The following is a 13,898-nucleotide window of genomic DNA, read 5'->3' as shown; positions in this document are numbered from 1 at the left end:
AGATATCAACGATAAATAGACCTTATTAGTAAAAATTCAATTTGTCTTTTTTTATACAAAATGTATAAAAACAATAAAATTCCAAAATCAACATATTCATTAGAATAACTCACTACCCGTTTTTATCATTAAAGGATGAGATAAAGCTAAACTGCTCAAATAAAGTGATATAGCTCACATTAAAAAATCACTTTCTTACTATTTTAAAATAGAATAATTTAGTTATTAATCAATATTTTAAAATAAAAATTTCCTTATCTGTTTTATCTCAGTCAAATATCCCTACACATTGACCTGATTTTTATTTATCGATAAGTTGAAAAGGCATTGCATAGCAATATAAAAAACACATCAAGCTAGGCAAACACAACATCACCCGACTGAGTACCCATAAATTTACCTACATACTTTGAGCCAAAACGTTCCTTTGTGCTCTTTTTTGAGGTGCCCAGTAAACTAAGTAGGAAGCAAAAAATGCTCTATCAAAAGACACAGGAAAAAGACAATTGTGGGTTTGGATTGATCGCGCATATTGAAGGGCAAGCCAGCCATAAGATTGTCAGAAATGCCATACATGGTCTCGCCAGAATGCAACATCGTGGCGCGATTCTTTCTGATGGTAAAACAGGAGATGGTTGCGGATTACTCTTACAAAAACCAGAACGTTTTTTCCAATTAGTTGCACAAGAAAAAGGCTGGCATTTAGCAAAAAATTACGCAGTAGGGATGCTATTTTTAAGCCAAGATCCCAATATTGCCACACAATGCCGTCTCATTGTTGAAGAAGAACTACAACGTGAAACGCTTTCTATTGTTGGCTGGCGTAAAGTTCCTATCAACACAGATATTCTAGGTAGCATTGCCCTTTCTTCGCTTCCTTTAATCGAACAAGTCTTTGTTAATGCCCCCGCAGGCTGGCGGATAAGTGATATTGAAAGACGACTCTTTATTGCCCGTAGACGAATTGAAAAGCGTATCACTGACAGTGATTTTTATATTTGTAGCCTTTCCAATTTGGTGACAGTTTATAAAGGCCTTTGTATGGCCATCGATTTACCGCGTTTTTTTACCGACCTCGCTGATCTACGCATGGAATCTTCAATTTGTTTATTCCACCAGCGCTTTTCCACTAATACCACACCAAGATGGCCACTCGCCCAACCCTTTCGTTATTTAGCACATAACGGTGAAATTAATACCATCACAGGTAATCGCCAATGGGCCAGAGCCCGCGCCTATAAATTTCATACCCCACTTATTCCTGATCTACAAAGTGCCGCTCCATTTGTGAATGAAAGTGGCTCAGATTCAAGTTCACTCGACAATATGCTAGAGCTTTTTCTCAATGGTGGTATGGATATTGTTCGTTCTATGCGACTACTCGTTCCTCCTGCGTGGCAAAATAATCCTCAAATGGACGATGATTTGCGGGCATTTTTTGATTTTAACTCAATGCACATGGAGCCTTGGGATGGTCCGGCTGGTATTGTGTTATCAGATGGCCGTTATGCAGCTTGTACTCTTGATAGAAATGGTTTACGCCCTGCTCGCTATGTGATCACCACGGATAACATCATTACTTGTGCTTCTGAAATTGGTATTTGGGATTATCAACCTGATGAAGTACGAGAAAAAGGACGTGTTGGCCCTGGTGAACTAATGGTAATTGATACTCATAATGGGCGTATTTTACACTCAGCTGAAACCGATGAAGATTTAAAAAGGCGTCACCCTTATAAATTGTGGCTTGAACGTAACGTTAAACGTTTAACACCATTTGAAGCACTACCAGAACAACAAGCAACCGGCCAACGTGCCTTTGATGACACATTATTAGCAACGTATCAAAAACAATTTGCATATAGCCAAGAAGAGCTAGAAAACATTTTGCATGTACTTGCAGAAAACGGACAAGAAGCCACTGGTTCAATGGGTGATGACACCCCATTTGCGGTGTTATCTCAACGTCCACGCCTTATTTATGATTATTTTAGACAGAAGTTTGCACAGGTCACGAATCCACCAATAGACTCATTAAGAGAAGCTCATGTCATGTCTTTAGCGACATGTATTGGACGTGAAATGAATGTGTTCTGCGAAGCTGAAGGCCAAGCTCATCGGCTCAGTTTTAAATCCCCTATTTTACTCTATAGCGATTTTCAACAACTTATTAATCAAGAAAGTCCCTATTACCGCGCTATTCATCTTGATATCACGTATCAACCAACAGGTTCTAACCTAGAAACAGCTTTACGCCAATTATGTGTAAAAGCACAACAGGAAGTCCGCAACGGTGCTGTTTTACTGATATTATCAGATAGAAATATCGCTAAAGAGCGACTACCTATTCCTGCACCTATGGCGGTGGGTGCGGTACAAAAAGCATTAGTAGATAATAACTTACGCTGTGATGCCAATATTATTGTCGAAACTGCCAGTGCCCGTGATCCACACCATTTCGCCGTTTTACTCGGATTTGGTGCTACCGCGATCTACCCTTATCTTGCTTACGAATCTTTAGCTCAACGTGTTGATAAAAAAATCCTGCAAGGCTCTTATGCTCAAATGATGCTCAATTACCGTAATGGTATAAATAAAGGCCTGTATAAAATCATGTCTAAAATGGGCATTTCAACCGTCGCCTCTTACCGTTGCTCTCAACTTTTTGAAGCTGTCGGATTAAACGATAACGTTGTTAAGCTCTGTTTTGCAGGTGTTGATAATCGGATTAATGGCGCTGACTTTAGTGATTTTGAACATGACTTATTTAATCTATCAAAACGAGCGTGGTTAACTCGTTATCCTTTAGAAACGGGTGGATTATTAAAATATGCGCATAAAGGTGAATACCATGCTTACAATCCCGATGTCGTTCAAGCATTACAGAAAGCTGTAAATAGTGGGGAATATACTGACTATCAGCATTATGCAAACCTTGTGCAACAACGCCCAATAACAACATTACGCGATATGTTAGTGCTTAATAAAAAGGCAACAGCCATCTCAATTGAAGAAGTCGAGCCTGAAACCGAATTATTTAAACGCTTTGATACTGCGGCGATGTCAATTGGCGCATTAAGCCGAGAAGCTCATGAAGCCCTTGCAGAAGCGATGAATACCTTAGGTGGCTTTTCAAATTCAGGAGAAGGAGGCGAAGATCCGACACGTTACGGCACCAATAAAGTCTCTCGGATCAAACAAATTGCTTCAGGTCGCTTTGGTGTGACTCCCTCTTATTTAATGAGTGCTGATGTTTTACAAATCAAAGTGGCACAAGGGGCAAAACCGGGTGAAGGCGGGCAACTTCCCGGAGATAAAGTGACACCTTATATTGCGCAACTGCGTTATGCCGTACCCGGTGTCACTCTAATATCCCCCCCTCCTCATCACGATATCTACTCTATTGAAGATTTAGCTCAGCTTATTTTTGATTTAAAACAGATAAACCCAACGGCACTAATTTCTGTAAAATTGGTTTCAGAACCAGGCGTTGGCACTATTGCCACTGGTGTTGCCAAAGCTTATGCCGATTTGATCACTATTGCAGGTTATGACGGGGGGACAGGAGCAAGTCCACTAACCTCAGTAAAATATGCTGGAAGCCCGTGGGAATTAGGCTTGGTTGAAACACAACAAGCGCTAGTGGCAAATAATCTACGTCATAAAATTCGTTTACAAATCGATGGTGGATTAAAAACAGGTTTAGATATCATTAAAGCGGCAATCTTAGGCGCGGAGAGTTTTGGGTTTGGTACAGGCCCCATGGTGGCACTAGGCTGTAAATATTTGCGTATTTGTCATTTAAATAATTGCGCAATGGGTGTTGCAACCCAAGATGAAACACTCCGCCGTAATCATTATCACGGATTACCAGAACGCGTTATTAACTACTTTCGTTTTATTGCACAAGAAACTCGTGAATTAATGGCCTTACTCGGTGTTAGAAAAATCACGGATTTAATTGGTCGAACCGACCTGCTTTCATGCCTTGAAGGCGTTAGCAGTAAGCAACAAAAACTCTCCTTAGGTGGATTGTTAGAAACCGCAACGTCACCATCAGGTTATGCGCTTTATTGTCAGGAAAACAATAATACTTATGATAAGGGCGAATTAAACCAACGCATTGTTACTCAAACCATTCAAGCAGTTGAGCAGCAAAAAAGCCAAACGTATTATTTTGATATTCGTAATACTGACCGTTCTGTTGGTGCAACATTATCTGGCATTATTGCTAAGAAATATGGCGAAAGTGGCCTATCTGCAACCCCGATTAAACTTCATTTTACAGGAACAGCTGGCCAAAGTTTTGGCGTCTGGAATGCTCAAGGTGTTGAATTAACCTTAGTGGGCGATGCTAATGATTATGTAGGAAAAGGCATGGCAGGAGGGCGTATAATTGTTTCCCCTCCTGTTGGCTCTGCCTTTAAAAATCATCACGCTACGATTATGGGTAATACCTGTCTTTATGGCGCTACAGGTGGAAAACTTTATGCGTCAGGTTTAGCTGGCGAGCGTTTTGCGGTGAGAAACTCTGGTGCAATTGCTGTGGTTGAAGGTGTCGGCGATAACGGTTGTGAATATATGACGGGGGGTATTGTCTGCATTCTGGGCAAAACCGGTATTAACTTTGGCGCAGGAATGACAGGTGGATTTGCCTATCTGTTAGATGAAGATTCAACATTATCACAACGGATCAATACTTCATCTATTGAGTTGCTTCCTGTTGCATCCTTTGCCATTCTCGCTGAACATTTACGAGGCATGATTGCAGAGCATGTAAGATTAACAAGCTCACAGCAAGGTGAAATGTTACTTTCACAGTGGGAATATTGGTCACAACACTTTAAATTAGTTAAGCCCAAATCCAGTGATGTCAATGCGTTACTTGGTCATCCTCGCCGTTCATCTGCTGAATTACGCGTTCAGGCACAATAGGAGAATATTATGAGTCAGAATGTGTATCAGTTTATCGACTTAAATCGTATTGAGCCGACCAAAAAACCATTAGCTATTCGCAAAATTGAGTTTGTTGAAATATATGAGGCTTTTTCACCGCAACAAGCCACAGCACAAGCTGATCGCTGTTTAGGTTGTGGTAATCCATATTGTGAATGGAAATGCCCTGTTCATAATTACATCCCGAACTGGCTAAAGCTTGCAAATGAAGGGCGCATTATTGAAGCCGCTGAGCTTTCTCATCAAACAAACAGTTTGCCGGAAATTTGTGGTCGTGTTTGCCCTCAAGATAGGCTTTGCGAAGGCGCCTGTACACTCAATGATGATTTTGGTGCCGTTACAATTGGCAATATTGAACGTTATATCAACGACACCGCTTTAGCTCAAGGATGGCGTCCCGATCTTTCTCAAGTCACAATGACCGATAAAAAAGTCGCAATTATCGGTGCAGGCCCTGCGGGTCTTGCCTGTGCAGATGTTCTTATTCGACAAGGTGTAAAACCTGTTGTTTATGATAAGCACCCTGAAATTGGTGGCTTACTTACATTTGGTATCCCTTCTTTTAAACTCGAAAAGTCGCTGATGATCCGACGCCGTGAGCTATTTAGTGAAATGGGTATTGAATTTTGCCTTAATACTGAAGTTGGTAAAGATATCACTCTAGATACTCTTATTACGCAATATGACGCTGTTTTTCTTGGATTAGGTACTTATCACAGTTTAAGTGGTCATTTTTCTAATGAGAAGGCAGAGGGGGTTTATAGTGCACTGCCTTATTTAATTGGTAATACTCGTTATTTAATGGGGTATAACGAAGATCCTCAAACACCTTATATTGACCTTAAAGATAAAAATGTTGTGGTATTAGGTGGGGGTGATACGGCAATGGATTGTGTTCGCACAGCCATTCGACAAGGTGCGAATAAAGTTACCTGTGTCTATCGCCGTGATGAAAACAATATGCCGGGTTCTAAACGTGAAGTGAAAAATGCCAAAGAAGAAGGAGGTGAATTTTTATTTAATCTCCAACCTATGGATATTGAAGTCGATAATCAAAATAAAGTGGTTGGTATTCGTGTTATAAAAACTAAAAATGATAAAACATTAATTCCTATTGAAGGTAGTGAACATGAATTACCTGCCGATGCTGTTATTCTCGCATTTGGCTTTAAACCTGCACATTATCCGTGGTTAGATGAAAATAATATTGAATATACATCTTCAGGACGAATTATTATTTCAAACAATCAAGAAATACCAAATCAAACAACAAACCCTAAAGTATTTGCAGGGGGAGATATCGTTCGAGGCTCTGATCTTGTAGTGACAGCAATAGCCGAGGGAAGAGAGGCAGCAGAAGGCATTTTGCAGTATTTATCCTGTTAAATATCGTTTGTTTTTGATATTTAAAATAACAATTTCTCTTACTAATTATCCCATTTAATTTAAGTGGGATAATTTTATTAATGCTTTATTGCTATAAATAAATAATACTTAAGGATCATAAAAATATCTCATCAAATAATCATTCTCATTACCATTTAATATAAATTATTAAATAATATTTTAATAAAAATAGATATTCTTTTTTGTATCAAAATAACACTCTTACCCTATAGTAAATATAATTTCTTTTCGTATTTTTTACTTTGTCTCTTTTTATTTAACTTTTCTGTCATCTTTTAATGATAATTGTTTTACAGCATTTGTTAATAACATCACAGTCTAAAAAAATAGATTTTATTTCGACTATTAAATTTGATAACAATCAAATATTGTCAATCTACCAACTTCATAATGGAGTCACCTAATAACTTTACAGAAAAATATAATTTATTGATGTTAGGTTCGTTTTCACAATTAATAATGTTGTCATAATTAACTAGGGGATCACTATGGTGATGCAACTGATAGCAGTAGCCGTTATTATTGTAACTGTCTATTTGCTAATAAAAAAATATGAAACCCGAATGGTGCTTATTGGTGCGGGCTTATTACTCTGTATTTTAAGCCTATCCCCATTAGATGCGTTTACCGCATTTAGTGAGCGCATGGTGTCTTCATCATTAATTCAAGCAATCTGTGCGAGTATGGGTTTTGCTTATGTTATGAAATACACCAAATGTGATATGCATCTGGTGCACGTATTATCAAAAGTAATGACTCGTCTTGGTTTTTTCCTTATTCCAGCAACAGTTATTGTCACTTATTTCATTAATATCGCAATCCCATCAGCAGCAGGTTGTGCGGCGGCGGTAGGAGCGACATTAATCCCATTATTAATCGCGGCCCGTATTCACCCAGCTATCGCTGGTGGTGCCGTGTTATGTGGTACTATCGGTTCGATGTTAAGCCCAGGTATGTCGCATAATGCCTTCGTTGCTAACATGGCTAATATGGAAGTGGTTGACTTAATTGCTCGCCATAGCCCATACAGCTTAATGGCTGGCGGTATTGCTGCGGTTTCGCTTGCTGTTGTCGCTTTAGTGAAAAAAGAGTTCAAAATGGCTTCTGTTACTGGTGATGCATCTTCTTCATCAGCGCAGGCAACACCAGAAGCTATTCGCCCGAACTATTTATACGCAACAGCACCTTTCATTCCATTAATCCTGTTGATCCTGCCATTCTTTGAGACTTTCAGTACATTTAAACTGTCAGTACCAGCAGCAATGTTAATTGGTTCTATCTATGCCCTGTTCATCACATTAACTAACCCTGCTCAAATTACTAAAGAGTTCTTTAAAGGTATGGGTAATGCTTATGGTGATGTATTAGGTATCATCATTGCAGCAGCCGTATTCGCAGCAGGTCTGAAAGCATCTGGTTTAATCGACGCGTTCATCAACTTCTTAACTCACTCTCCTGAATTTGCTCGTTGGGGTGGTACTTTAGGGCCATTCTTAATGGGTATTATCACAGGTTCTGGTGACGCAGCAGCATTCGCATTCAACGAAACAGTAACACCTCATGCTGCACAATTTGGTTATGAAATCCCAGACATGGGTATGGCCGCAGCGTTATCTGGCGCATTAGGTCGTACAATGTCACCACTGGCAGGAGCAGCAATTGTTTGTGCTGGTCTTGCAAATGTTAACCCTATGGAAATCGCAAAACGTACTGCACCAGGTATGATTATCGGCGTCATCGCTGTTGCGTTATTCATGTTATAAGTGGAGAAATGAATATGTCAGCAATTACACTAGAAAAATTAATAAAATGGCGTCGTGAGTTTCACCAATACCCAGAAATTGGTTGGTCAGAATTTTTAACCACAGCGAAAATCGTCAAAGAATTACGTAGCTTAGGTTTAGAAGTTAAAGTTGGCCCAGACGTTATCAATCAAGAGTTTGCTTTTGGCCGCCGTCGTCAAGTTGTTGAAAAAGGCCTAGCGGTTGCAAGAGAGCATAAAGTTGATGAAGCCCTGCTTGATGAAATGAAAGAACTAACAGGTTGTGTGGCTATCTTTGATAGCGGTAAAGCCGGCCCAACCGTAGCTCTGCGTTTTGATATCGACTGTGTGGGTGTTAACGAAGCAACAGAAGCTAAACATCGTCCTCACGCTGAGAACTTTGCTTCTTGCCATGCTGGCGAAATGCACGCTTGTGGTCACGATGGACACATTTCTATCGGTTTAGGTGTTGCTCACTGGTTAGTTGAAAATAAAGATAAAGTTGTTGGTAAAGTTAAAATCTTATTCCAACCAGCTGAAGAAGGTGTTCGTGGTGCTCGTGCGATGGCTGAAAGTGGTATCGCAGATGATGCCGATTACTTCTTAGGTGCGCACTTAGGCTTTATCGCAAATAGTGGTGAAATTGTTATTAACCCAACACATTTCTTATGTACTACTAAATATGACTTCCGTTTTAAAGGTGCGCCATCTCACGCAGGTGCAGAACCAGAATTGGGTCGTAATGCGTTAGCTGGTGCTTGCCACGCAGCAACACAAATGCTGGGTATTTCTCGCCATGGTAAAGGGATGTCACGTATCAACATCGGTGTATTAAAAGCCGGTGAAGGCCGTAATGTCACCCCAGCTAATGCTGAAATGCAAATTGAAGTTCGCGGTGAAAATGAAGAGATCAACAGTTTTATGGCTGCCAATGCAGTACGTATGGCTGAAGGCGCAGCGCATAGCTTCCAGTTAGAAATGGAAAGCGAAATTATGGGTGAAGCCGTTGACCTCACAAATGACCAAGAACTCATTGATGTCATGACCAAAGTCGTTGGTAAACATGCAGAGTTAACCGCAGTTGCCACTCGCCCATTTGGGGGTAGTGAAGATGCGACTGTATTAGCAAAACGCGTACAACGTTGTGGTGGTAAATCACTGTATTTCGTTGTTGGTGCCGATAGAACTGCGGGTCACCACCAAGCAGGCTTTGATTTCGATGAAAAACAATTAATGACCGCGGTTAATCTTTACACTGGTTGTTTAGAAGAACTGCTGAAATAGTTTAGTGATACAATTTAATAAAGCGCTCTATATTACTATAGAGCGCTTTTTTTTGGTGCGACAATCAAAGCACTATGTGCCATCTCGGCTCACCACAAAAAAAGCCCAGTTTATTTAAACTGGGCTTTCCACTATACAAATAAGATGATCTCTTACTTCACAACACGTAATGACGGGCGGCCTGTTGGGCGAGGTGGCTCAGGATCATCATCCGGTGAAGATGTATCGGTTTCTACCGTACCATCAGTAACAAGCGATAAGCCTTCATTAACAGGCGTTAAAGTATTTTCTTCACTTTCATCTTCAGCAAACTGTAATGATGCACCAGATTCATAGGCAGGTTCTGGCTCAAACATCATTCCCGCGCCGTTTTCTCTCGCATAAATAGCCATAACAGCAGCCATAGGCACTCGCACTTTACGAGGTATGCCACCAAAACTTGCACTAAATAAAACCTGATACAGCGTTAACTCAAGGTCATCAACAGCACGAGAGGCAATATTTAGTACAATTTGACCATCATGTGCGTATTCCATAGGAACTTGAACACCGACGATATTCACATCAACAACTAAATGTGGTGTTAACTCGTTTTCGACGATCCAGTCATAATACGCACGTAATAAATGCGGACGACGCGGAGACATATCCATGATCTCCATACTTCATTACCCTCTTGAAGGTAAGCGCATTTCACGCTCTGCTTCGGTTAATGAGGCGAGGAAAGAATCACGCTCAAAAACACGTTGCATATAAATTTGTACATCTTTAGCACCAGCACCGCTTAAATCCACGCCTAATACTGGTAAACGCCATAGAAGCGGAGCTAAGTAGCAATCTACTAAGCTGAATTCTTCACTCATAAAGTAAGGATATTCTTTAAACACAGGCGATACAGCCAGTAGCTCTTCAGCTAACTGTTTACGAGCTGCATTGGCTTGTTGTTCTGTTCCTTTCTCAATGGTGTTCATTAAAGAATACCAATCATGCTCGATGCGATGCATCATTAAACGGCTGCTACCACGAGCAACTGGATAAACCGGCATTAAAGGAGGATGAGGGAAGCGCTCATCAAGGTATTCCATGATGATACGTGAATCATACAGAGTCAGCTCACGATCGACCAAAGTCGGCACACTTTGGTAAGGGTTCAGATCGATAAGATCCTGTGGAAGATTACCAGCTTCAACCTGTTCAATTTCAACACTGACACCTTTCTCCGCTAGGACAATTCTGACCTGATGGCTGAAAATATCAGTCGGACCGGAAAACAAAGTCATTACCGAACGTTTGTTAGCAGCGACAGCCATGAAAACCTCCAAGTTAATCAATTAAAGAAATGAATTGGCACGATACCTTTTCCATTTCCCCATTCCTAAAAGACAAGCACACAAACGCAGTTAACTTAAATAAATATCTAAGTTATTAACTACATTGGGTAACTACCTGTATAAAAAGTGTTATCGCGGGATAATCTTATTCTACAGGGTTAAAAACTCACCTGTCTTTGCGGCACATATCATTATCAAGTAATACAAAAATAATCATTCAACAATCATTATTGTCATAATAATTTTGGTATTGCTTTAAAATGAATAACAGACACTATCGTTGATACACCATCGGCAACATTGTGAAATTAGAGTAAGAAAGACACCGAAGCCCGTTATTCTACCAGAATTCATGTTACTTAGGGGGGCTTATGCAAATAATTCAATATAATATGCTAGATTACTTTAAAAGTAAGATTATAATATCAAAAAACGAATATATATAGATTAAACATCCGAAAAATAGGTTTTTTAATCGTTCAGTTATCTTACATAAAGCCTATTTTCGTGGCCATTGTCTCAATACATTAACAAGATTATGTTTTTATTATCAATAAACACAAATTAATCAAAATAAAAAACCCGCCTGTGAAGACGGGTTTTCAACATCAAATTGATATCTAAAAGATAACAAATTAACGTTTAGAGAACTGTGGACGACGACGTGCTTTACGCAGACCCACTTTCTTACGTTCAACAGAACGCGCATCACGGGTAACGAAACCAGCTTTACGCAGATCAGAACGTAGAGTCTCATCATATTCCATCAGTGCACGAGTGATACCGTGACGGATCGCGCCAGCTTGACCAGAGATACCACCACCTTTAACAGTGATGTATAAATCTAATTTACCCAGCATATCAACTAATTCCAGCGGTTGACGAACAACCATACGTGCTGTTTCGCGGCCGAAGTAAACTTCTAGGCTACGTTTGTTGATTACGATATTACCGCTACCTGGCTTAATGAAGACACGTGCGGAAGAACTTTTGCGGCGACCTGTGCCGTAGTATTGATTATCAGCCATTGCCTATTATCCCGATTAAATGTCCAGAACTTGCGGTTGTTGTGCCGCGTGGTTGTGCTCAGATCCTGCGTAAACTTTCAGTTTACGATACATCGCACGACCCAGTGGCCCTTTTGGCAGCATGCCTTTTACCGCGATTTCGATTACACGCTCAGGACTACGGGCGATCATCTCTTCGAAAGTCGCTTGTTTGATACCACCTACGTGACCCGTATGACGGTAGTAAACTTTGTCAGTACGTTTGTGACCAGTTACGGCTACTTTCTCAGCGTTTAAAACGATGATGTAGTCACCAGTATCAACGTGCGGAGTGTATTCCGCTTTGTGCTTACCGCGTAAACGGCTAGCAATTTCAGTTGCTAAACGGCCTAAAGTTTTGCCGTCTGCATCAACAACATACCAGTCGCGTTTTACGGTTTCTGGTTTAGCTGTAAAAGTTTTCATTATTGAAAATTACCCAATGTTTAGTTACACGTTGGTGAACGCTCGGTTCAAATACTATTGAGGTTCACACGACTCTTGTGTCCAGCAAACCTACCCCTTCGAGTAGCACTGCTGACTCTAAAATGCGAGTTTTTTGGGAAATAAAAAACTTGCTGCAACGTGGGGTCGCAAGATTATAGAGAAGTCAGAAAAAAAAATCGAGTCATAATTGAAAAACAATTGAATTCTTTTTCAATATTTCAGCGAAAAAAACGAATTTAGCACTTTTTTCTGATTTGACTGATAAATTCTTGCTACCTGAAGAGAAGAATTGTTCCTTTCCAGAGCGTTTGTAAGCTGCCTAATGCTTTCTATTTTCATATAAAAAAACATCAAGCAACTTAACCTGCGCCATCCTACCATAATGAAAGATGACTTTCTTCAAGAATTAAACATTAAGCGAGATGAGGTTGTACCAAATATTCTTCACTTTGCATCTCTTGCAGACGAGAAAGACAGCGTTGATATTCAAACTGTAAAAAATCACCTTGGTAAATCGCATTCATTTCAACATCGGCATTAATAATCAGTTTCACTCTACGTTCATAAAACTCATCAACTAATGCTAAAAACCGCCGAGCAACATCTTCATTTAACGCGTTCATTTGCGTCATTTCATGTAATAAAACAGTGTGATAATGCTTAGAAAGTTCGATGTAATCAAGCTGGCTACGCGCTTCTACACATAAAGTTGTAAAATTAACTGCCAGCACACCATTAGCGACTTTTCTGACTTTCATCGGCCGATGGTTAATGGTTAAAGTAACATCGGCTTGTGGTTCAGTGGTTACTAAGTGAGAAAAAACCCTCTCCATTTCTTGACGGTTTTTATCACTTAATGGAGATAAAAAAAGATGTGCTTGTGTTAACGCTCTTAAACGATAATCAATACCTGCATCGACATTTAAAATGTCGCAATGATGTTTGATTTGTTCTATTGCGGGTAAAAAACGTGAGCGCTGTAATCCGTTGCGATAAAGCTCGTCAGGAGGAATATTCGATGTTGCGACCAGAGTGATCCCTCTAGCAAATAATGCTTCTAGTAACGTACCTAAAATCATGGCATCCGTAATATCAGAAACAAAAAACTCATCAAAACAAAGCACATCTGTTTGTGCTTTAAAGCCATCAGCAATAATTTCTAGTGGGTCCTCTTGTCCTTGTAAGCTTTTTAGCTCATCTTGAACTCGTAACATAAAACGATGAAAGTGGAGTCGCAACTTTCGCTCTGTTGGTAAACTTTGATAAAACATATCCATAAGCCATGTTTTACCTCGTCCCACTCCGCCCCACATATACAAACCACGTTCTGGTGCAACAAGCTGTTTTTTTGTGCGAATTCGCCCGAATAATCGTTGTGTTAACGAATTTTTTTCTGGTGGAGTCTCTTTTAATAATGCATGGTATATCTGTTGAAGATGGAGAACAGTTTTTCGCTGAACATCATCAGGTTGATAATCACCTTGCGTCAATGCGGCTTCATAAAGTGATAATGGCGTACTAACAGTCATGAATGCCCTCTTATCCTTAATTTTCTGACATACTAGGTTGTGCCTGTCGAATGCCTCTATTATAAGCATTAAGAATTGTTTTAACATCAACGTAACACAGGAATTTCATATTAAGCTTAAGGATATTATTCCACCC

General features: G+C 40.0%; 9 protein-coding genes. 4 read left to right on the top strand and 5 right to left on the bottom strand.

All coding sequences use genetic code 11. From position 1 onward, the window contains the following. The first annotated feature begins 474 nt into the window (after positions 1-474). The 4 genes from gltB (at position 475) to GTH24_RS02730 (ending at position 9,409) form a co-directional block, all read left to right on the top strand. Positions 475-4,935, top strand: a complete 4,461-nt coding sequence (gene gltB / locus GTH24_RS02745; RefSeq protein ID WP_164525918.1) for a glutamate synthase large subunit — start codon at positions 475-477, stop codon at positions 4,933-4,935. A 9-nt stretch (positions 4,936-4,944) separates the two neighbouring features. Continuing rightward, a complete protein-coding gene (locus GTH24_RS02740) occupies positions 4,945-6,342 on the top strand; it encodes an FAD-dependent oxidoreductase (RefSeq protein WP_072069753.1) in 1,398 nt (465 codons plus the stop codon). 509 nt (positions 6,343-6,851) lie between these two features. Beyond that, on the top strand, positions 6,852-8,126 hold the full coding sequence (gene dcuC, locus GTH24_RS02735; RefSeq protein ID WP_072069754.1) for a C4-dicarboxylate transporter DcuC: 1,275 nt from the start codon (positions 6,852-6,854) through the stop codon (positions 8,124-8,126). A gap of 14 nt (positions 8,127-8,140) precedes the next feature. Next, positions 8,141-9,409, top strand: a complete 1,269-nt coding sequence (locus GTH24_RS02730; protein WP_072069755.1) for an amidohydrolase — start codon at positions 8,141-8,143, stop codon at positions 9,407-9,409. Between the two features lie 152 nt (positions 9,410-9,561). On the opposite strand, the gene sspB is transcribed toward GTH24_RS02730, so the two are convergent. The 5 genes from sspB to zapE form a co-directional block, all read right to left on the bottom strand. Then, a complete protein-coding gene (sspB, locus tag GTH24_RS02725; protein ID WP_072069756.1) occupies positions 9,562-10,071 on the bottom strand; it encodes a ClpXP protease specificity-enhancing factor in 510 nt (169 codons plus the stop codon). A 6-nt stretch (positions 10,072-10,077) separates the two neighbouring features. Then, complete coding sequence (sspA, locus tag GTH24_RS02720) at positions 10,078-10,719, bottom strand: stringent starvation protein SspA (protein ID WP_023582862.1); 642 nt, start codon at positions 10,717-10,719, stop codon at positions 10,078-10,080. A gap of 656 nt (positions 10,720-11,375) precedes the next feature. Next, the gene (rpsI, locus tag GTH24_RS02715; RefSeq protein WP_004245284.1) at positions 11,376-11,768 is read right to left on the bottom strand and encodes a 30S ribosomal protein S9; all 393 of its coding nucleotides are present in this window, start codon (positions 11,766-11,768) and stop codon (positions 11,376-11,378) included. A gap of 15 nt (positions 11,769-11,783) precedes the next feature. Beyond that, positions 11,784-12,212 (bottom strand): 50S ribosomal protein L13, encoded by a 429-nt coding sequence (rplM, locus tag GTH24_RS02710; RefSeq protein ID WP_006535327.1) that lies wholly within the window; start codon positions 12,210-12,212, stop codon positions 11,784-11,786. Between the two features lie 434 nt (positions 12,213-12,646). After that, entirely contained in the window at positions 12,647-13,762 is a 1,116-nt protein-coding gene (gene zapE, locus GTH24_RS02705; RefSeq protein ID WP_072069757.1) for a cell division protein ZapE, read from the bottom strand. Positions 13,763-13,898: the final 136 nt, after the last annotated feature.

Origin of the sequence: Proteus vulgaris, assembly GCF_011045815.1 — a bacterium.
In the GTDB taxonomy this organism is placed as follows: Bacteria; Pseudomonadota; Gammaproteobacteria; order Enterobacterales; family Enterobacteriaceae; genus Proteus; species Proteus vulgaris_B.
This window is presented reverse-complemented; position numbering and strand designations above follow the sequence as displayed.

Bases quoted from the DNA above. Each gene is read 5' to 3' on its own strand.
- rplM (WP_006535327.1), bottom strand. From the start codon at position 12,212: ATGAAAACTTTTACAGCTAAACCAGAAACCGTAAAACGCGACTGGTAT.
- rpsI (WP_004245284.1), bottom strand. From the start codon at position 11,768: ATGGCTGATAATCAATACTACGGCACAGGTCGCCGCAAAAGTTCTTCC.
- sspB (WP_072069756.1), bottom strand. From the start codon at position 10,071: ATGGAGATCATGGATATGTCTCCGCGTCGTCCGCATTTATTACGTGCG.
- zapE (WP_072069757.1), bottom strand. From the start codon at position 13,762: ATGACTGTTAGTACGCCATTATCACTTTATGAAGCCGCATTGACGCAA.
- GTH24_RS02730 (WP_072069755.1), top strand. From the start codon at position 8,141: ATGTCAGCAATTACACTAGAAAAATTAATAAAATGGCGTCGTGAGTTT.
- sspA (WP_023582862.1), bottom strand. From the start codon at position 10,719: ATGGCTGTCGCTGCTAACAAACGTTCGGTAATGACTTTGTTTTCCGGT.
- GTH24_RS02740 (WP_072069753.1), top strand. From the start codon at position 4,945: ATGAGTCAGAATGTGTATCAGTTTATCGACTTAAATCGTATTGAGCCG.
- dcuC (WP_072069754.1), top strand. From the start codon at position 6,852: ATGGTGATGCAACTGATAGCAGTAGCCGTTATTATTGTAACTGTCTAT.
- gltB (WP_164525918.1), top strand. From the start codon at position 475: ATGCTCTATCAAAAGACACAGGAAAAAGACAATTGTGGGTTTGGATTG.